Source organism: Tardiphaga sp. OK245 (assembly GCF_900108575.1).
Taxonomy (GTDB): domain Bacteria; phylum Pseudomonadota; class Alphaproteobacteria; order Rhizobiales; family Xanthobacteraceae; genus Tardiphaga; species Tardiphaga robiniae.
In genome coordinates this window covers 434604-454245 of the sequence record NZ_FNWZ01000004.1, presented here as the reverse complement: position 1 = coordinate 454245, position 19642 = coordinate 434604, and the positions used below count along the sequence as shown (strand labels likewise).

General features: G+C 61.5%; 16 protein-coding genes. 7 read left to right on the top strand and 9 right to left on the bottom strand.

Features of this window, described 5'->3' with window-relative positions:
• Positions 1-10: 10 nt before the first annotated feature.
• The 6 genes from BLW80_RS20755 to BLW80_RS20730 form a co-directional block, all read right to left on the bottom strand.
• Complete coding sequence (locus BLW80_RS20755) at positions 11-754, bottom strand: ABC transporter ATP-binding protein (RefSeq protein WP_092139245.1); 744 nt, start codon at positions 752-754, stop codon at positions 11-13.
• Positions 751-1746: a branched-chain amino acid ABC transporter permease gene (locus BLW80_RS20750; protein ID WP_093759435.1), complete on the bottom strand. Its 996-nt coding sequence runs from the start codon at positions 1744-1746 to the stop codon at positions 751-753. The genes BLW80_RS20755 and BLW80_RS20750 overlap by 4 nt, the downstream gene beginning before the upstream one ends.
• Entirely contained in the window at positions 1743-2618 is an 876-nt protein-coding gene (locus BLW80_RS20745; protein WP_093759434.1) for a branched-chain amino acid ABC transporter permease, read from the bottom strand. Before BLW80_RS20745 ends, BLW80_RS20750 begins: the two co-directional genes overlap by 4 nt.
• Positions 2619-2801: 183 nt before the next feature.
• The gene (locus tag BLW80_RS20740) at positions 2802-3944 is read right to left on the bottom strand and encodes an ABC transporter substrate-binding protein (protein WP_093759433.1); all 1143 of its coding nucleotides are present in this window, start codon (positions 3942-3944) and stop codon (positions 2802-2804) included.
• Between the two features lie 60 nt (positions 3945-4004).
• Complete coding sequence (locus BLW80_RS20735; protein WP_093760019.1) at positions 4005-4895, bottom strand: shikimate dehydrogenase; 891 nt, start codon at positions 4893-4895, stop codon at positions 4005-4007.
• A gap of 104 nt (positions 4896-4999) precedes the next feature.
• A complete protein-coding gene (locus BLW80_RS20730) occupies positions 5000-5938 on the bottom strand; it encodes a LysR family transcriptional regulator (protein ID WP_068733475.1) in 939 nt (312 codons plus the stop codon).
• A gap of 263 nt (positions 5939-6201) precedes the next feature.
• Here BLW80_RS20730 and BLW80_RS20725 point away from each other — a divergent pair, with 263 nt between their 5' ends.
• Complete coding sequence (locus tag BLW80_RS20725; protein ID WP_093759432.1) at positions 6202-7413, top strand: glycosyltransferase; 1212 nt, start codon at positions 6202-6204, stop codon at positions 7411-7413.
• A gap of 10 nt (positions 7414-7423) precedes the next feature.
• Here BLW80_RS20725 and BLW80_RS20720 read toward each other — a convergent pair whose 3' ends face one another.
• Both BLW80_RS20720 and BLW80_RS20715 read right to left on the bottom strand, forming a co-directional pair.
• Positions 7424-7846, bottom strand: coding sequence for a hypothetical protein (locus tag BLW80_RS20720; protein ID WP_093759431.1), 423 nt, complete (start codon positions 7844-7846; stop codon positions 7424-7426).
• A 95-nt stretch (positions 7847-7941) separates the two neighbouring features.
• Positions 7942-8622: a TetR/AcrR family transcriptional regulator gene (locus BLW80_RS20715; RefSeq protein WP_093759430.1), complete on the bottom strand. Its 681-nt coding sequence runs from the start codon at positions 8620-8622 to the stop codon at positions 7942-7944.
• A 214-nt stretch (positions 8623-8836) separates the two neighbouring features.
• Here BLW80_RS20715 and BLW80_RS20710 point away from each other — a divergent pair, with 214 nt between their 5' ends.
• From BLW80_RS20710 to zigA, 6 genes are all read left to right on the top strand, one after another.
• Positions 8837-10030, top strand: a complete 1194-nt coding sequence (locus tag BLW80_RS20710; protein WP_244528363.1) for an efflux RND transporter periplasmic adaptor subunit — start codon at positions 8837-8839, stop codon at positions 10028-10030.
• A gap of 5 nt (positions 10031-10035) precedes the next feature.
• Complete coding sequence (locus BLW80_RS20705; RefSeq protein ID WP_093759429.1) at positions 10036-13188, top strand: efflux RND transporter permease subunit; 3153 nt, start codon at positions 10036-10038, stop codon at positions 13186-13188.
• A gap of 88 nt (positions 13189-13276) precedes the next feature.
• Positions 13277-14290: an NAD(P)H-dependent flavin oxidoreductase gene (locus tag BLW80_RS20700; protein WP_093759428.1), complete on the top strand. Its 1014-nt coding sequence runs from the start codon at positions 13277-13279 to the stop codon at positions 14288-14290.
• Positions 14291-14509: 219 nt separating this feature from the next.
• Positions 14510-16087 (top strand): gamma-glutamyltransferase, encoded by a 1578-nt coding sequence (ggt, locus tag BLW80_RS20695; RefSeq protein WP_093759427.1) that lies wholly within the window; start codon positions 14510-14512, stop codon positions 16085-16087.
• Positions 16088-16323: 236 nt separating this feature from the next.
• Positions 16324-17472 (top strand): GGDEF domain-containing protein, encoded by a 1149-nt coding sequence (locus BLW80_RS20690; RefSeq protein ID WP_093759426.1) that lies wholly within the window; start codon positions 16324-16326, stop codon positions 17470-17472.
• A gap of 181 nt (positions 17473-17653) precedes the next feature.
• Positions 17654-18865 (top strand): zinc metallochaperone GTPase ZigA, encoded by a 1212-nt coding sequence (gene zigA / locus BLW80_RS20685; RefSeq protein ID WP_093759425.1) that lies wholly within the window; start codon positions 17654-17656, stop codon positions 18863-18865.
• A 4-nt stretch (positions 18866-18869) separates the two neighbouring features.
• On the opposite strand, the gene BLW80_RS20680 is transcribed toward zigA, so the two are convergent.
• Entirely contained in the window at positions 18870-19628 is a 759-nt protein-coding gene (locus BLW80_RS20680) for a DUF1045 domain-containing protein (RefSeq protein ID WP_349633111.1), read from the bottom strand.
• Between the last annotated feature and the right edge of the window lie 14 nt (positions 19629-19642).

Sequence of the window (19642 nt, the reverse complement as noted above, 5' to 3'; positions counted from 1 at the left end):
GGCACTATCCTCAATGTCCAAGATAGGCTTCGATCACGGCAGGATTGGCGCGGATTTCGTCCGGTCGTCCCACCGCAAGAACCTTGCCTTCGGCCATCACCATCACGCGTGTGCAGAGCGACATCACGAATTCCATGTTGTGCTCGATGACAACGAAAGTGGCGCGCTTCTCCCGGTTGATCGCCGCGAGGCGATCCTTGAGATCCGCGAGCATGGTCAGGTTGACGCCGCCGGCAGGCTCGTCGAGCAGCACCAGCCGCGGTCCGCCCATGAAGGCCATTGCTGCATCGAGTAGCTTCTGTTGGCCGTAGGAGAGGCCACCTGCAGGCTCGTTGGCGAGATGGTCGAGCTTGAAGAAGCCGATCATCTGGTTGGCAGCCTCGGTCAGTCCGGCGTCGGACGGGCCGATCAGGCGTGACAGCATGTTGCCCTGATGCTCCTGCCCGGCAAGGATCAGGTTCTCGCGCACCGAGAGCTTTGGGAATACCTGCAGGAGCTGGAAGGTGCGGCTGACGCCAAGGCCGTTCAGATCTGAAGGTCGCATACCGGTGACCACCTTGCCGTCGACCTTCACTTCCCCGGCGCTCGGCGTGAGCTGGCCGAGAATGCAGTTGAACAGCGTGGATTTGCCGCAGCCATTGGGGCCGATCAGGCCGAGGATTTCGCCTTCCTGGACATCGAACGACACTCCGTTGACGGCGTTGATGCCGCCAAAGCTCTTGCGGATATTGCTGACTTCGAGAACCACGCTCATGGCGTCACCTCCAGCTTGGCCTTCGCAACGGCGCGCTGGGCCGAGGCCGCCTTTGTCCGGCGTTCAGAGATGAAACGGTCGAGGATGCCGAGAATGCCAGTAGGTGAGTAGATCAGCAGCAGAATCACCGCGATGGCATAAAGCATGAGGTAGTAGCCCTGCGTGAAGCGCAGCCATTCAGGCAGCAACACGGCGATCATCGCGCCAAGGAACGGCCCGAAGAAGAAACCGGAGCCGCCGACGATCACCATCATCAGGAGGTCGAGTGACAACGACAGATGGAACGGCACGGGATCGACATATTGGGTCAGCGGCGCATAGAGCGTGCCGGCGACACCGCCGAGTGCGGAGCCGATAGCAAAGGCCATCAGCGTATAGCGCCGTGTGTCGATGCCGAGCGAGAGAGCACGCACGGGATTTTCGCGCAGTGCGATGAAAGCACGGCCCCAAGGCGAACGGATCAGCCACCAGACGGCTAGCGAGACGATGCCGAGAGAGCCCAGGCAGACATAATAGAACGGCAACGGCCGCCGCGTCGGATAGCCGAAGAGTTCGGGGCGAGGGATGTTGCTGATGCCGTAAATGCCCTTGGTCAGCCAGTCCTCGTTGCGGAAAACAAGGAAGGCCAGCGTCGAAAAGGCGAGGGTGACAAAAGCCAGATAGTGGTGCTGTACGCGCAGGGCTGGATAGCCGAGGATCCAGCCGATAACGAAACACAGCACGATGGCGACGCCGAGCGCTCCAATCAGCGGCATGCCGCTGGTGGTCATGATCGCCGCGGTATAGGCGCCGATGCCGACAAAGGCGCCCTGCGCCAGCGAGACCTGCCCTGCATAGCCCAGCGTCAGATTGAGCCCCATGGCGGCGATGGTCATCACGGCCCACTGGCTCAGGATGAACAGACCGTAGCGGTTGAAATTCATCGGAACGATGATCAGCGCGGCAATGACAACGATGCCGAAGCCGATCTTGAGGGTCTTCGCCGCGGTCATACGGTGCGCTCCTCGGGCCGGCCGAGCATGCCCTGCGGCCGAAACAGAATGATCGCGATCAGCAGAACCAATGGCACGGCGGCGCGATACTGGGTGGAGACATAGGCGGCTGACAGATTGTCGACGACGCCGATCAGCAGGCCGCCGGCAATGGCGCCGCGAACCTGGTTGAAGCCGCCGACAATGGCGGCGATGAATGCGGCCTGGCCAAGCACTTCGCCGTTGGAGAACTTGGCGAGATAGATCGGCGTGATGAGCAGCGAGGCCAGCGCGACCAGAAACGCGTTGATCAGGAAGGTCAGCAGGATCATGCGTTCAACGGGCACGCCGATGATGCGCGCGACGGTCGGGTTTTGCGCGGCAGCCTGCATCTGGTGACCGATGGAGGTGCGGTTCAGCAGCGTCGTCAGGCCGAGCACAGCGAGAATCGCCAGCACCAGCACGCCAATGCTCTGCAGGGCGACGACGCGGCCGAAAATCGTGACGTCACCGCCCGGGATGATCGATGGAAATGGTGAGGCTTCGGCACTCCAGAATTGCTTGGCGGCTTCCTTGATGCCGATGGCCAGGGCCATGGTCGCAATCGCCAGCGGCAGCACGCCATGGCGCAGCATTGGATCGACCAGCAACATCTTGAAGCCGAGGCCCAGCAGCAGCAGCGACAGCGCGATGCCAATCAGGATCGCCAGCCAGAACGGTGCACCGGCATGCATCACCGCCAGCATCAGGAAGGCCGGCAGCATGACGAATTCGCCCTGCGCGAAATTGATGGTCTGTGAGGTCTGCCACAGCAGCGTGAAGCCGACGGCGACGATCGCGTAGATCGCCCCGGTGGCAAGACCTGCGATAAGGAGATCGAGAAGGTTGGACATGTGGTTCTCCAAATGGCCGGCAGCTAAAGCACCGGCCGCGCGCTCCCTCGCCCCGCTTGCGGGGAGAGGGCTGGGGTGAGGGGTTCTTGCAAGTAAAACACTTGCTCCCCCTCACCCGAAGCCTCGCTTCCGCTCGGCTCCGACCTCTCTCCGTAAGCGGGGAGAGGTTAAGTACGCGTGGCCTCAGTTACCGAGCTTTGGCAGCACCTGCTTGACGACCTGCTTGCCCTCGACGATCTCGACCAGGAAACCCTGTCTATCGATGTCGCCATTGGCGTCGAAGGTCGCGTCCATCAGGATGCCCGGCTCCTTGGCGGCGGTGATTGTGAAGCCGTGCAGGGCATCGGCGAAGCCCTTGGAATCGACCTTGCCCATCTTCTCGGTGGTGGCCTTGATCATGTAGATCGCGAGCCAGCCCTTGAGGCCGTTATGGTCTGGGACGTAGTTGTACTTCTTCACGAACTTGTCGCGGAACGCCTTGATCAGTTCGACCGGCGCGTCGGTGGTGAGGCCGACATGGCCGCGCGCGCCATTGGCCGCGTCGCCGGCGAGTTCGACGACCTTCTGTCCGACCAGCGTGGTTTCGCCGACCAGCGGCACAGTGATGCCCTGGCGTTTCAACTCCTTGAGTATGCGCGCGCTCTCTTCTTCGTTGACGTAAACGAAGACTGCATCCGGCGCTGCCGACTTGATCTTGTTGACATCGGCCGCGAAGTCGGCCTGGCCGGCTTCGGTGGAGAGATCGGCCGCGACTTTGATATTGTACTTGGCGAATTCCTTGCTGATGGAATCGCGCCCGCCTTTGCCGAAGTCGTTGTTGACCCAGACGATGGCGACAGACTTCGCTTTCAGTTCGTCATTGATGTATTTGGCGACCTTGGGCATGGACGACTGCTGACCAAACGACGTCCGGAACAGAAACTTGTTGCCGGCCTGGGTCAGTTCGGCGGCTTCGCCGCCCATGATCTGCGCGATGCCGGCTTCAGCCGCGAGCGGCGCAGTGACCTTCACCGAACCGGAATAGCCGGGCCCGAGCAGCACATAAGGCTCGGCGTCCAGTGCCTTCTGAACCTGGGCGCGGGCGACACCGGGGTTGGACTGCGAGTCTGCGTGGGTCACTTCCAACTTGCGGCCGAGTACACCGCCCTTGGAATTGATTTCTTCGATCGCGAGATCGATGCCGTTCTTCCAGTTGGTGCCGACGGTAGCGCCGCCGCCGGACAATTCGGCGACATTGGCGAGTTTAATAGGGGCTCCGGACTGCGCGATGGCAGCACCGGTCAATACAGTCGCGAGCAGGGCGCTCGCCAAAAACACTGGCTTCATGGAATCCTCCTGTTGCTATTGTTGTGTTTGTGGGCGCGGCCTTATGAGCGGCCGCTTCATTCAGGCTGCGTTTGGTGTCGGGTACCTTTTGACCATGACGGCGTCGAAAGCAATTCCCATTTCAGTCGGTGAAGGCGCAAATCCTGTAAACAACTCAAAGGCATCGGCGGCCTGGTAGATCGCCAGATCGCGGCCGGTCATGACCGGCGCGCCTTTGGCCTTGGCCGCGTTGAGCAGCGGCGTCCACAGCGGGGAGTACACCGCATCCGCAACCCACGCTTCCGCATGCAGCAGCGCATCGGGCACCGGCGTGCCGCGGTTGGGCAACATGCCGATGGGGGTGCCATTGACGATGCCGACTGCACCGCGAACGGCGTCATCGACGCTGTCCACCACGCGGATGCTTTGCCGGTTGTGGAGCAGGGAAACGAGATGCCGGGCCTTGGCCGTGTCCGTATCGAAAATCCGGATCTCCGAAACGCCGAGATCCGCCAATGCAAAGGCGATGGCCTTGCCGACGCCGCCGGTGCCGATGACCGCGACCGGGCCGTGGTTGGAATTGGCGACCAGTTGCTTGGCGGCCCGTGCAAAGCCCGTGGTGTCGGTGTTGTGGCCAGTCAGCCTGCCGTCGCGGACCACGACCGTGTTGACGGCGCCGATGGCCTTGGCCCCGGGCGAGAGCTCGTCGAGCAGATCGACCACGGCTTCCTTATAGGGGAAGGTCACGTTTATGCCGGCAAAACCGAGGCGACGGACGCCGTCCAGAACGGCGCGCAAATCGCCGCGGTCGGCACCGGCGATCTCGATCAGCTGATAGTAACAGCGTGCACCCATGGCGTCTGCGGCCCGCTCGTGCATCGCCGGTGACGCTGAATGCGCGATCGGCGCGCCGAGCAGGCCGGTGAGGAAACGTTGGCCCGTCGCCGGGGTATGGGGCGTCGAAGAGGTCATGAACGGATGGCCAATACTGTCAATCATCATCAGAAACAGGACAGAAGATAGCGCGGCGGCGATCTAACACAATTACCCTGTTATACAACAAACATAACATGATGTTATTTTTTACGGACGCGCGAGGCCGGCTTTGCAGCGGCAATCTTGTGAGAGCCGACTGCACGCATCTCGGTGCGCAGGCAGTCGATGAAATGCTCAATATGCAGTGACAGCGGCGCGCCGCGTTTCACCGCGACATAGGTATCGAACCGGGTGGGTTCGACGATGCGGATCACCTCGACGCCGGGATAGCCGCCATGGGCCACCGTGAACTGGTCGATAACCGCGATGCCCAACCCTGCCTTCACCAGGGCACAGACCGTGGTGCCAAATCTCGCCCGGATGGTGATGTCGTATTTGAGTTTATTGCGGGCGAAGATCTCCGCCATGATCCGACCGTAGGGATCATTGGGATCGATGCCGATGAGGGGATACCGGATGATCTCCTTGGCCGACACCTGCTTGCGACCTGCGAGTTCGTGTCCCTCCGGCACGATGCAGAACAATTCGCCGGATGCCAGTGGCATGAAATCGAGCCCGGGATGTTCGAGCCGATAACTCATGGCGACGCAGTCGCCGCGACCGAGCAGCAGATAGTCGATCGCCTCCTCAAGCTTCAGAATGTTGATGTCGATCCGTAGGCCGGGATAACGCCGCCGCACCTGTTCGATGGCGCGTGGCACCATCACCTGCGAGATACTGGGAACCGATCCGATGCGCAGTTCCGACAGCGTTCCATGGCCGATTTTGGAGATGATCTCGGTGAGATCGTCGACTTTCTTATAGACACCGTTGATCTGCTCGAAAATATTCTGCGCTTCAGGGGTCGGGAAGTAGCGTCCGTTCTGGCGCTGGAAGAAGCGGATGCCGAGCGACTTCTCGGTGTATTTGACCAGGCGGCTGATGCCGGGCGCGGACACATTCAGGAGTTTGGCAGCGCCGCCAATGGTGCCCGTCACCATGACGGCGCGGATCACTTCAACCTGGCGTAACGTCATCATGCGCAAGAACTCTCGTTATGCTGAATGGCGCGGATGGTGCGCCAGAATGCGCGCTCGTCTGCCCTGGATGGACATGGTCCGACCGCGTCCTGCGAACCGGGTAGCATCTTCCCGAGAGATTATCAGAACACATCTGAATTGATTCAATTTTTACCGACAGTTCGCAATCGAATTAACGCAAGTTGTAGGAGTGGATTGTAGAAGGGGCGCATTGGTCTATTTTCAGGTCAGCCCAGATTCGTCGTTTCCGCCGTTGAGGTCCTATGCGCGTCGCTGTCGTCCACGATTGGCTCTACACGCTGGGCGGTGCCGAGCAGGTGCTGCGCGAGATATTGCAGTGCTATCCGGAAGCGGACGTTTTCACGCTGTTCGATGTGCTGACGCCGGAAGATCGCGCCAAGATTGGCTTCAAGAAGGCGCGTACCAGCTTCTTGCAGAAGATGCCGTTCATCCGCAAACGTCATCGGTCATACTTGCCACTCATGCCGATCGCGATCGAGCAGTTCGATCTGTCAGGTTACGACCTGGTTATTTCCAGCAGCTATGCGGTGGCCAAGGGCGTGATCACCGGCCCGAACCAGCTTCATGTATCCTATGTGCATTCGCCGATGCGTTATGCGTGGGACTTGCAGCACGCTTATCTGAATGAAAGCGGTTACACCGCTGGCATCAAGAGCGCGTTGGCGCGGGCACTGCTGCACCGCATCCGGATCTGGGACGTGCGCACGGCCCACGGTCCGGACGCCATGCTGGCGAACTCCAATTTCGTCGCCAAGCGGATCAAGAAGGTCTATGGCCGCGACGCCAAGGTCATCTACCCGCCGGTGACCATGTCGAAGCTGCCGCCTGATCTGCCTACCGGAGACCACTTCCTCGCGGCAAGTCGTCTGGTGCCCTACAAGAAGATCGAAGCCGTGATCCAGGCCTTTGCCGAACTGCCGGATCAGAAGCTGATCGTCGCAGGCGACGGGCCGGATGCGGAGCGACTGAAGGCGATCGCCGGCCCGAACGTGACGTTTGTCGGCTTTGTCAGTGATGAGAAGCTGCGCGAATTGATGGCGACGGCGCGTGCCTTTGTCTTTGCCGCCGAGGAGGACTTCGGGATTATCGTTGTCGAAGCGGAATCCGAGGGTGCGCCGGTTCTGGCGTTCGGCCGGGGCGGCGCGCGCGAGACGGTTTCGGCCTCTCCTGAATTGCGCACCGGCATGTTTTTCGATTCCAACGAGCCGAAAGCGATTGCGGAATGCGTTCGTGCCTTCGTGGCGAATGAAAGCTCATTTTCGCGTGCTGACTGCCGGATGCAGGCCGAGAAATTCTCGGCCGAGCGTTTCCGCAACGAACTGATGTCATTTGTGAACGACCACATGCGGACATTCAGCGGTGAGCGGCGGCGCAATCGCGATGGCAGTTCGCCGGATGCGGCGGGCTTCAAGCGGCGTTGGAGCGATGCCAAGGATTCCGCCCGAAGCGAATAGGCATCTGCCGTTACGATGACGCCCGCGACGCGGGGCCTTTGTAATCCGGAAACCGCGACAGCATGGCGGTCTTCAGGAACTTGAAGTGCGAGATGCTGACTGTAAGGTCGCGCAACCGGCGCTGGCCGTTTGAAATTTCGGTCTCGAACAGGTCCAGGTGATCGCTGTCGAGCTTCTCCCGCGTCAGATACTCATCGTCCCCATTGCCGAAGGTCACGGCCGCGCGCGCCAGCACATCGTCGACGCGGCGGGTGAGGCCGGCCTGCTCGGCTTCGGCATTGCTGAGTGCGCTATCGAGGGCCGAAAGGACGTAATCCAGCCGCTTGCGATCAGTTTCGGCATCGCGTTCAGCCGAACGCGCCCTGAACTCACGCTCGCCGACAAGGCTGCGAAGATAGTTCTGGGCACGGGCCCGCAGGAACATCTGGAACATGCCGTATCCGGTCCAAGCGCGCGCGGCGGTATGCCGCGCAATGGCGCAGCTTGGCCGATTATGGTGATCAATCGGTTAAGAAATCGGATACGTGATCAGGCAGGCTTGCAGAACATCGCGATCGCCAACTCGATCCGCGTGTTGAGCATGCGCCGGTTGAGGCGATAGCTGTTATCCGCCATCAGCCTGAAGTGATCATTGGCGAACACGATTCCGAGCAGCATTTCGGAGACCTGCTTGATGGGCTGATCGCGCAGCTCGGAGCGGAGTGTCACGCGCTTAAGGGCCTCTACCACGTCCCGGGCGCCCAGTTCGAAGATGACCTCGGCGAAGATGCCGGCGATATCCGGGGAGAGCAGGCGCTCGCTGATGATCAGCCGATGCAGCGCGATCTCGTCGGGCGCCAGCGCTATATCGACAATTCGCTTCAGGGATAGCCTCAACTGGTCGATCGGCGTGCCTTTGGCTTCCGCGTGACCAAAGCGGACTTGCGGCAGGCTGCGCAGCAGCATCGCGCGGAACAGCTCGCTCTTGCTGGCGAACATCTTGTAGAGCGTTTTCTTCGACATGCCGGCGGCGCCAGCGATGTCATCCATGGTGGTCGCCGCGAAGCCCTTCAACGTGAAGGTGGCTTTGGCCACCGTGAGCAGATGCTCGGTGCGTTCGTCGGATGGTGAAGCCGAAGTGCTCGATGCGGCAGGACCCGCCGGCGGCAGACGCGTTGCCTGCGACAAAGTGCCATCGCGATTCTTCCTCGCACTTGCTGGTGCAACCATTGCGCATCGATCCTGTTAACCGAGGCCGTCTCACAAACGCTTGAGCAGCGACTTCCCCAGCAGTATAGCGCTTGACTTCCCGAAAGGAAACTACCAAGTTTCCTGCACGGAAACCGAAGAGTTTCCACATATTTCCAACGGCGACGTCGTCCGCGATTTGCGCGGATGCCGGACGCCGTTTTGCATTGGTGAACTGATGATGAGTCTTGGATTGGTGCGCCCTTTCGCCCTGGTTGGCCTGCTGGCGCTCGCGGGATGTGGCGAAGCGAAGAAGGAAGCTGCGACTCCGCCGGCGCCTGAAGTTGGCGTCCTGGTTCTGAAGACGCGGGAGGCGCCGGTCTCCACCGTGCTTCCCGGCCGGGTCAATGCCTATCAGGTCTCGGAAGTGCGGCCGCAGGTTACGGGAATCCTGCAGAAGCGAAACTTTGTCGAAGGTTCGGAAGTGAAAGCAGGCGATCTTCTCTATGAGATCGACCCGGTTCAATATCAGGCTGCGCTCGAAAGCGCGGAGGCTGCGGTTCTGAAGGCGCAAGCCAATCTCGTGAGCGTGCGGCTCAAGGCCGAGCGCAAGACGCAGTTGCTCAAGACCAATGCTGCCAGTCAGCAGGATGTCGACGATGCCGTCGCCACCTTCAAGCAGGGCGAAGCCGATCTTAAAGCTGCCGAGGCCAATCGCGATACCGCGGCAATCGCGCTTGACCGCACGAAGGTAACCGCCTCGATCTCAGGTCGCATCGGAAAGTCGTCGATCACGCCGGGTGCCTTGGTCACCGCGAGCCAGGCCAGTGCGCTGACCACGATCCAGCAACTCGATCCGATCTATGTGGATCTCGATCAATCGACCTCGGAAATGGAGCGGCTGCGCTCGCAGCTTCAGAGCGGCCGGTTGAAGCAGCCGGATGGTCGTGTCCAGATCGAGCTGTTGCTGGAGAACAGCAAGACTTACGACCAGAAGGGCAAATACAGCTTCACCGATTCCAGCGTGAATGAGGCGACCGGTTCGGTCAGCACCCGCGCCATCTTCGCAAATCCAAACCGGGCGCTATTGCCTGGCATGTATGTGCGTGCGCGCGTTGTAGCCGGTGTCGATCCCACTGCGATCATGATCCCGCAGCGTGCGGTGTCGCGTAATCCGCTCGGGCAAGCGACCGCCATGTTCGTCGACAAGGACGGCAAGGTCGAGCAGCGCATTATCGAAGTCGCTCAGGCGATCGGCAACAACTGGCTTGTCGAACGCGGCGCTGCCTCGGGTGATCGCGTGATCATCGACGGATTGCAGAAGGTCAAGCCGGGCGCCAATGCCCGGACTGTCGAGGTGACCGTCGATCCCGCCACCGGCCTGACCCTCAATCCCGGCAAGCAGGCTGACGCGGGCCCCGACGCTGCGCTCGCGGCCCGCAAGGAATAACGGGCATGTCGCATTTCTTCATCAAACGGCCGATCTTTGCCTGGGTCCTTGCGATCCTGATCATGTTCGGTGGCCTGCTGGCGATTCTCGGGCTGCCGATCGCCCAGTACCCGCAGATCGCACCGACGGTGATCACGATCTCCGCGACCTATCCGGGCGCCAATGCGCAAACGGCGGAGAACTCGGTGACCAAGGTCATCGAGCAGAACATGACTGGCGTCGACTATCTGCAATATATGTCGTCCTACTCGACCTCGACCGGCACCGTGCAGATCTCGATCACCTTCAGCAACGAGGCCAATCCCGACATCGCGCAGGTGCAGGTGCAGAACAAGCTGCAGCTTGCGATGCCGCTTCTGCCGCAGGTCGTGCAGCAGCAGGGCCTGCGCGTGGTGAAGTCGTCGTCGAGCTTCCTGATGGTTCTCGGCTTCGTCTCCGAGGACGGCAGCATGACCGCCAGCGACATCGCGGATTATGTGGCGAGTTCGATCAACGAACCGATCAGCCGCGTCTCCGGTGTGGGTCAGGTGCAGTTGTTCGGTGCCGAATATGCGATGCGGATCTGGCTCGATGCCGACAGGCTCGCAAAATACAATCTGATGCCAGGTGATGTGACCGCGGCCATTCAGGCGCAGAACACCCAGGTGACCGCCGGCCAGCTCGGCGGTCTCCCGGCGGTCGATGGACAGCAGCTCAATGCGACGATCACGTCACAGAGCCGGCTGCAGACCATCGAGCAATTCAACGACGTCATACTGCGGACCAGCACGTCTGGCCAGACGGTCCGCATCAAGGATGTCGCTCGCGTCGAGCTCGGCTCCAAGAGTTATGACGCCGTAGCGCGCTACAATGGCAAGCCGGCGGCGGGTATGGGCATCAGTCTGGCGACCGGCGCCAATGCGGTGGCGACGTCGGAGGGCGTGAAGGCACGCATCAATCAGCTCACGGTGAATATGCCGCCGGGGTTGAAGGTGATCTATCCCTATGACACGACGCCATTCGTGAAACTGTCGATCGAGAAGGTCGTTCACACGCTGTTCGAGGCGATCGTGCTGGTCTTTATCGTGATGTTTGTATTCCTGCAGAGCTGGCGGGCGACCATCATCCCGACTATTGCCGTGCCGGTGGTTCTGCTCGGCACCTTCGGCGTACTGTCGATTGCCGGATATTCCATCAACACGCTGACCATGTTCGCGATGGTGCTCGCCATCGGCCTGCTTGTCGACGACGCCATCGTCGTGGTGGAGAACGTCGAACGCGTGATGGAGGAAGAGGGCCTGTCGCCGCGTGAGGCGACCGAGAAGTCGATGCACGAGATCACCGGCGCACTGGTCGGCATCGGTGTCGTGCTGTCAGCGGTGTTCATTCCGATGGCCTTTTTCAGCGGCTCTGTCGGCATCATCTATCGGCAATTCGCACTCACCATCGTGTCGGCCATGGTGCTGTCGGTGCTGGTGGCGATGATCCTGACGCCGGCGTTGTGCGCGACGATTCTGAAAAAGCCCGAGAAGAGTCATGGCCAGAAGCGCGGTTTCTTCGGCTGGTTCAATCGCACTTTCGATCGCACCGCGAGTGGCTATGAAAAGACCACGGGCGCTGTGGTACGGCGGCCCGCCGCTGCCTTGATCGCTTTCGTCGCCGTTGTCGCCGGCATGGTGCTGCTATTCGTCCGGTTGCCGAGCTCGTTCCTTCCCGACGAAGACCAAGGCACGCTCATCTCGCTGATCCAGCTGCCGGTGGGCGCCACCGCCGGCCGCACGCTCGACGTGATCAAGCAGGTCGAGCACCAGTTCATGGAGAATGAGAAGGATACGGTGCAGGGCGTGTTTGCGGTGCGCGGCTTCAGCTTCGCCGGGCAAGGCCAGAATGTGGGCCTCGCATTCATCAGCCTGAAGCCGTTTGCGGAACGTGCGGATCACGCGAAGTCGGCACAGGCCATCGCCGGACGTGCGATGGCAGTTTTCTCGAAGATTCGTGATGCGATGGCCTTCACCGTGTTGCCGCCGTCGCTGCCGGGCTTCGGCAATGCCAGTGGCTTCGACTTCTATCTGCAGGACTCCGGCGGTGCCGGCCACGAGGAGCTGCTAAAGACCCGCAATCAATTGCTCGGACAGCTTGCAGGCGACAAGCGTGTCGCGCAGTCGCGGCCGAACGGACAGGATGATACGCCGCAATTCAATCTCGATATCGATCAGCCGAAAGCCACGGCGCTTGGCATCAACCTGACCGACCTCAACACGACGCTCTCGGCGGCGTGGGGCGGCTCTTATGTCAACGACTTCATCGACCGCGGCCGCGTGAAACAGGTCTACGTGCAGGGCGACGCGCCGTTCCGGATGGGGACGACCGATATCGGAAGATGGTATGTGCGCAACGGGTCGGGCTCGATGGTGCCGTTCACAGCTTTCGCGAGCGAGAGATGGAGCTACGGCTCGCCGCGCCTCGAGCGTTACAATGGCGTGGCGGCCGTGCAGATCCAGGGACAGGCGGCACCCGGCACCAGTTCGGGCACCGCGATGACCGCGGTCGACGAGCAGGTGAAGAAACTGCCGGCCGGCTACACGCATGAATGGACCGGACTGTCGTTTCAGGAGCGGTTGACCGGCAGCCAGACGCTTTATCTCTATGCGATTTCGGTACTGATCGTGTTCCTCTGCCTCGCGGCCCTCTATGAGAGCTGGTCGATCCCCTTCGCCGTGATGCTGTCCGTGCCGATCGGCATCCTTGGAGCGCTGGCGGCGGCCACGATGTTCGGGCAGGCCAACGATGTCTATTTCCAGGTCGGTCTACTCACGACGATAGGCCTGTCCGCGAAAAACGCGATTCTGATCGTGGAGTTTGCTATCGAGCAACAAGCGGCGGGCAAGTCGCTGGTCGAGGCGACGTTGCACGCTGCACGGCAGCGTCTGCGCCCGATCCTGATGACTTCGTTGGCCTTTGTTCTCGGCGTACTGCCCCTGGCGATGGCGACCGGCGCAGGTTCGGCCAGCCAGAATGCCATCGGCATCGGCGTCGCGGGCGGTATGGTCACCGCGACGGCGCTCGGCATCTTCTTCGTGCCGGTGCTTTATGTGTTGGTGCAGCGCCTGTTTCCGGGCCGCAAGAAGGACGAGAAGGGCCACGCACAGGAGCACGCAGTGGCATCGCCCGCGGAGTAGCCGCGTCATGCCGGACATTCCGCCCGGCTTATAGCGGTCACCGGGGAATTCCGGCTATCCTCCCGAAAAATGAGAGGGATGGAAAAAGATGCCGCTGTCTTCGGGCGACCGCCACGGGATCGACGACCTCAGCGGCAAAGCGAGTGCCGCGCGGTTTGCGGAAACAATTCGGCCGCGGCTGTCGGTGCCTTTGATCGCAGCGCCGATGTTTCGCGTGTCAGGCCCGGAACTCGTCATCGCCGCGTGCAAGGCTGGCGTGATCGGTTCGTTTCCGACGGCCAATTGCCGAACCGATGATGAACTCGATGGCTGGATAGCGCGCATTCTCGGCGCGCTCGGGCCGGACGACGCGCCGTTCTGTCCGAATCTCATCATTCGTCGCGAGACCTTGCAGGATGATCTGGCGACGGTGATCCGGCATGGCTGCGAGATGGTGATCACCAGCGTCGGACCGCCGGATGCGGTCGTCGGTCCGCTGCATGAGGCAGGCTGTATGGTGTTTGCCGATGTCGCTTCGATCCGGCATGCGAAGAAAGCCATTGCAGCGGGAGTCGATGGGCTCGTCCTGCTGACGGCGGGTGCCGGCGGGCAGACCGGCTGGGTCAACGGTTTTTCGTTCGTGCGTGCGGTTCGCTCGTTCTGGGAGGGGCCGGTCGTGCTGGCCGGCGGTGTGTCGGACGGGCAGGCGGTGTTTGCCGCCGAGGTGCTGGGCTGCGATCTCAGCTATATGGGCACCAAGTTCATTGCCACCGAGGAGAGCATGGCAGTGGACGAGTACAAGCGGATGCTCGTCACGTCCGAGCTCGACGATGTCCTGCTGTCACGGGCTTTCACCGGCCTGGAAACCAATACGCTGGTTCCCTCGATTGTCGCAGCGGGCCTTGATCCGAAAGATCTGCCGACGGACATGACCAAAGAACGCGCCGATGCGCTCTATGGCCGGCAAGCGACGTCCGGGGTCAAGCGATGGCGCGACGTCTGGAGCGCAGGCCACTCTGTCTCAGGTGTTGCTGCAATCGAGCCCGTAGCGACGCTGGTCGCCCGCACGCGCGATGAATATGAGACGGCACGCTCAGCGCCGCGCCGTTCACTCGGGAACTAGCTCGTCAGATGCACGGCTGGGTTGCGGCGCGATATCGTATTCGCGGTAGCGGCTGCCAGTCTCATTGTTGTCATAACGGCTACCACGCTGCCGATTCACACGCTAAACCACACGCCATCCCCGCGCGCCTGGGGGCCGATCTGCTCGGCGCTCGACCGCATCTCTCCCGCCTCATCGCGCGATCTGCGCCAGGCGGCTTCGTACCGATAGAGGACTCTCATGCGTGATTTCATGGCCGTTGCCCGTTCCGTCGCCGTTGCCGAGCACGGGATGGCCGCAACCTCGCATCCGCTGGCGACGCTGGCTGCAGTGGAGATGCTGAAATCAGGCGGCAATGCCATCGATGCGGCGCTGGCGGCGGTCGCCGTGCAATGCGTGGCCGATCCCGCGATGACGGGCATCGGCGGCGATTGTTTCGCCCTCTATTCGCCGAAAGGCGGCGCGCCGATCGCGCTGAACGGCTCCGGCCGTACCCCGGCCAAGATCGATTCCGAGAAATATGCGGCGTCCGGCGCCCGCGACATTCCCGAGACCTGTGTCGAGACCGTCACCGTGCCCGGCGCCATCGATGCCTGGTGCACACTCAGCAAGGATCACGGCTCGAAGCCGCTGGCCGACGTGTTTGCCGCAGCCATCGATGCGGCCGAGAACGGCTTCCTCATCACGCCGCGCGTGTCCGCCGACTGGGCCAAATGGCGCCGCAAGCTGGAACTGCATCCCGACGCGACCGCGCAGTACCTGCCGGGCGGCCATGCCCCCGCGATCGGCGACAAGCGCGTCCAGCCGGCGCTCGCTGCCACGCTGCGCCGGGTCGCGCGCGAGGGCCGTAACGGCTTCTACCAAGGCCAGGTGGCCGACGACATCATCACCACGCTGCGCGCCGTTGGCGGCGTGCACGAGGCCGATGATTTCAATGAGCAGCGCTCCGACTATGTGACGCCGATCTCGGCCAATCATCACGGCTATGATGTCGCCGAATGCCCGCCAAACGGCCAGGGACTCGCCGCACTGATGATCCTGCGCGTGCTGGCCGGCTACGACATGGCCAATCTGAGCGAGGCCGACCGCATCCATGTGCTCGCCGAGGCGACCAAGGCGGCCTATCGCACGCGCGATGCCTATTTCTGCGATCCTGCTTACGGGCAGGTCGATGTCGAGCGCTTCCTGTCGGACAAGTTCATCGGCGACCTCCGCGCCAAGATCGACATGAAGCACGCTTCGCCGGAAGAGCATTGGGACTCGGTCATCCACAAGGACACCGTCTATCTGACCGTGGTCGACCGCGATCTCAACGCCGTGTCACTGATCAATTCGCTGTTCGGCCCGTTCGGTAGCGGCATCTATGCGAAGAAGTCCGGCGTCCTGCTGCATCACCGCGGCTGGAGTTTCCGTGCCAAGCCCGGCCACGTGAATTCGCTTGGCCCGCGCAAGCGGCCGATGCACACGATCATCCCGGGCATGCTGATGAAAGACGGTCGCGCGGTGATGCCGTTCGGCGTGATGGGCGGCCATTATCAGGCCACCGGCCATGCCCAGTTCATATCCGATGTGATCGACCGCAAGATGGACATCCAGGCCGCTGCCGAGGCGCCGCGCTCGTTCGCGACCAACAACCTGCTGCAGCTTGAAAAGACCATCCCGGAAGCGGTGCGCAACGATCTGGCCGCCCGCGGCCATACGCTGCAGATGATGGATACCGGCATCGGCGGCTGCCAGGCGATCCAGATCGATTACGAGCGCGGCGTGCTGCTCGGCGCCTCGGACCACCGCAAGGATGGTCTCGCGCTCGGCTTCTGATCGATCAGGACAAGGCGCGATGGCGAGCTTCAGGTCCCATCGCGCCGTGACTGGTCCGGAGTTCGCCAGTCTTCTACTCGATAAGCTCGAATTCTCTGCATCCAGCGGAAGAGGCTCTGCGCCTGGCGGACAAGCGTGCGATTGGTAACTGCCGGTTAACTCAGTTAGATTTTGACCGAGTTCGCCGATGAAAATTTCAGACTTTGGCGGTATCGGGTGCTTCGGGGAGAAGCGACGTGGTCAAATTCTGGAGATCAATTTTCGTAGGCGTTCCGGACCATGTCCGGATCGAACTCATCGACATGCTCTTCCAGACGCGTGTGCCGCTTTCGATCGCCGGCTTCACACTGGCCATTGTCTCGTGTCACGTCGCCATTAGTTCTGCGAATCCATGGTTCTACGGGTTGAGTGCAGCCGGAGTGATCGTCACGATCTTCCGCGTGGCCACCGAAGGCGTCTATCATCGCAGTAAGGGTCAACGCAGCTTCACAATCGCCGCGGCCGAGCGATGGGAGCGGCTTTACGCGTGGAGCAGCTACGTCTTCGCAGGGCTGATCGGAATACTCGGCGCAGCAACCTTCTGGGCGAAGAATCCGGCTCATCAACTCCTGGCGACCGCGTTGGTGTTCGGCTATGCGGCCGGCATCGTCTGTCGGATTTCCGTCCGGCCGGGGATCGCATTGCCTGCCTTGATGCTGGTCGCCTTGCCGACGGCGTTCGCGGCGCTCGCCCGCGTCGATAGCAATCTGGCTTTCTATGCGGTGATCCTGATCGCGTTCCTGCTCGGCAGCTTCGAGACCGTGCGTTTCATCTATCGGCAGAATATCGAGCAGATCTCGCTCAAGCACGAATTCTCGACCCTCGCGCGGCACGATGCGCTGACGGGCCTGGCCAATCGGCTTGGCTTTCAGGAGCGCCTCGCGATCATCGCCGCGCGCGCCAGGGCGGTGGGCTGTCTCATTGCCGTTCACAGCGTCGACCTCGATCGGTTCAAGGAGGTCAACGACGTGCATGGCCATCCCGTAGGCGATGCGCTGCTGCAGGCGGTCGCGAGCCGGCTCAGCGGAATTTTGCGCGACGGCGACTTCGCGGTGCGCATGGGCGGTGACGAATTCGTCGTGGTGCAATCCGTCGTTGGCAATCGCGAGGAGGCAATGTTGCTGGGCCGCCGCATCATTCGGACGCTCTCGGAGCCGTTCATCATCGATGGCCTGGAACTGACGGTTGGCGCCAGCGTCGGAATAGCCATCGGCCGCGAGGGTGACGATCCCTGCGATCTCACACCTGCTGCCGACAGGGCGCTTTACGCATCGAAAGCCAGCGGTCGAAACCGTGTGACGTTTGCCAAGCCGGTGGATGCCGAGACAATCGCGCGGGCAGGCTAACGTCGAGGCAATGAGCGTGGGCTGACCCGCGCCAGACGAATTTCCGGCAGATCAGAAAAGCTGACAGCGCACCGACGGGATCGGTGGGCGCGGGGTTGACAGGCATGAAGATTGTAATGTTATAACATTACAAATAAGAAGAGCCTGATGTCCCGTACCCTCAAAAGACTGTTCGATCTCGATGCAAAAACTCCCCGTCACAGTCTTGTCCGGCTTCCTCGGGGCTGGAAAGACAACTTTGCTAAACCATGTGCTGAACAACCGTCACGGCCTGAAAGTGGCGGTGATTGTGAACGACATGAGCGAGGTGAACATCGATGCGGCCCTGGTTCGCGATGGCGGTGCCAACCTGTCGCGGACGGATGAGAAGCTGGTCGAGATGACCAATGGCTGCATCTGCTGCACGCTGCGCGACGATCTGCTCAAGGAAGTGCGGGCGCTCGCCGAAAGCCGGCGGTTCGATTACCTGCTGATCGAATCCACCGGAATTGCAGAGCCGCTGCCGGTGGCCGCGACTTTCGATTTCCGCGACGAGAACGGCGACAGCCTGTCGGACGTGGCACAGCTCGACACCATGGTGACGGTGGTCGATGCGGTGAACCTGTTGAAGGACTATTCCTCCACCGACTTCCTGCAGGACCGCGGCGAGGCCCTCGACGGTGACAAGCGGACGCTGGTGGATCTGCTGGTGGAGCAGATCGAATTCGCGGATGTCGTGGTGCTCAACAAGGTCAATGACGCCACGCTTGAGCAATGCAACAGCGCGCGCAAGATCATCTGTGCGCTCAATCCCGATGCCGATATCATCGAGGCAAACTTTGCCGATGTGCCGTTCGACCGCGTGCTCGATACCGGCCGTTTTGATTTTGAAAAGGCGCAGCAGCATCCGCTCTGGCACAAGGAGCTGTATGGTTTTGCCGACCACGTGCCCGAGACCGAAGAATATGGCGTGACGAATTTCGTCTATCGCGCGCGGCGGCCGTTCGATCCCGTGAAGTTTCAGGCCTTTCTGCGCGAGAGCTGGGCCGGCGTAATCCGTAGCAAGGGGCATTTCTGGCTGGCAACGCGGCCACAATGGGTCGGCGAACTCAGCCAGGCGGGCGCCATCGTGCGTACCGAAGGCATGGGATTCTGGTGGGCCAATGTCCCCGTCGATCGCTGGCCGGACGATCCTTATTGGCGGCAGTCGCTGAAGAAGAACTGGAACGAGATCTATGGCGACCGGCGACAGGAGATCGTCTTCATCGGTTCCGACATGGATGAAAGCGATATCCGTCGTCGGCTCGATGCCTGTCTCGTGCCTAGCAAGCCCGGCATGGATATCGCCGGTTGGGCCAAGCTCGCCGATCCGTTTCCGGCCTGGAAACGGGCCGACGAGATGGCATCCTCGTGACGCGTCAAGTCGCCGTCAGCGGCGCGTGACGCAGCACCTGGAAGCGCGACGTCGCAGATGTCTGGTGGAACAGGCCGATGCGGTCGATCCGCAGTGAGGTGAGATCAAGTGTCGCGAACCGCTGCTGCAGCATCGCCAGTACCGCGGCGCTGCGCTCGGGTGCAAGCCGTCCGGTCAGCGTCATGTGAAAGCGGAAGTCGTCGCGCACATAGGGATAGCCGAAACGATCCAGCTGCTCGACCTGCCGCGGCGTCAGGTTCTCCGGTTTGCGGCGCGCGCGATCGTTGGGCGTCATCGGTGCGCGGAACACCTCGAATCCCTCAACGCAGGCCTGAGCCAGTGTGGAAAGTTCAGCAGAGGGGGCATCCGGCACCACAGCCGTGAAGCCGCTGATGATACGAACCACAGGCGAGATTTCCGGGATGGCGCGGGGCATTCGCGCGAAGTCATCGAAGGCTGCGATTAGGTCGGCTTCGGTGGCTTCCGCCGCCAGCGAAAATGGTGCCTTCAGCGTGGCGTGAAAGCCGTATTTGCGCGGATCCTTGATGACAGCCGGCCAGTCCGGCGCCTGCATGATGAGGTCGCCGGGAACCAGCACGTCATTGCCGGTGAAGGGATCGTAGCCGAGGATTTTAGCGCCGAAGCGGGAGAGGGCGCTGTCGGCATCGGGGGCGTAATAGATCGCGTAACGCGGGAATTCATTCATGGCCGCACCATAGAGCATGATCCCGAAAAGTGGATGCCGGTTTTCGGGAACGATCATGCTCAAGTAAGAGA

Bases quoted from the DNA above. Each gene is read 5' to 3' on its own strand.
- BLW80_RS20700 (WP_093759428.1), top strand. From the start codon at position 13,277: ATGCCGCTGTCTTCGGGCGACCGCCACGGGATCGACGACCTCAGCGGC.
- BLW80_RS20730 (WP_068733475.1), bottom strand. From the start codon at position 5,938: ATGATGACGTTACGCCAGGTTGAAGTGATCCGCGCCGTCATGGTGACG.
- BLW80_RS20740 (WP_093759433.1), bottom strand. From the start codon at position 3,944: ATGAAGCCAGTGTTTTTGGCGAGCGCCCTGCTCGCGACTGTATTGACC.
- ggt (WP_093759427.1), top strand. From the start codon at position 14,510: ATGCGTGATTTCATGGCCGTTGCCCGTTCCGTCGCCGTTGCCGAGCAC.
- BLW80_RS20750 (WP_093759435.1), bottom strand. From the start codon at position 1,746: ATGACCGCGGCGAAGACCCTCAAGATCGGCTTCGGCATCGTTGTCATT.
- BLW80_RS20755 (WP_092139245.1), bottom strand. From the start codon at position 754: ATGAGCGTGGTTCTCGAAGTCAGCAATATCCGCAAGAGCTTTGGCGGC.
- BLW80_RS20720 (WP_093759431.1), bottom strand. From the start codon at position 7,846: ATGTTCCAGATGTTCCTGCGGGCCCGTGCCCAGAACTATCTTCGCAGC.
- zigA (WP_093759425.1), top strand. From the start codon at position 17,654: ATGCAAAAACTCCCCGTCACAGTCTTGTCCGGCTTCCTCGGGGCTGGA.
- BLW80_RS20705 (WP_093759429.1), top strand. From the start codon at position 10,036: ATGTCGCATTTCTTCATCAAACGGCCGATCTTTGCCTGGGTCCTTGCG.
- BLW80_RS20745 (WP_093759434.1), bottom strand. From the start codon at position 2,618: ATGTCCAACCTTCTCGATCTCCTTATCGCAGGTCTTGCCACCGGGGCG.
- BLW80_RS20680 (WP_349633111.1), bottom strand. From the start codon at position 19,628: ATGATCGTTCCCGAAAACCGGCATCCACTTTTCGGGATCATGCTCTAT.
- BLW80_RS20715 (WP_093759430.1), bottom strand. From the start codon at position 8,622: ATGGTTGCACCAGCAAGTGCGAGGAAGAATCGCGATGGCACTTTGTCG.
- BLW80_RS20735 (WP_093760019.1), bottom strand. From the start codon at position 4,895: ATGACCTCTTCGACGCCCCATACCCCGGCGACGGGCCAACGTTTCCTC.
- BLW80_RS20725 (WP_093759432.1), top strand. From the start codon at position 6,202: ATGCGCGTCGCTGTCGTCCACGATTGGCTCTACACGCTGGGCGGTGCC.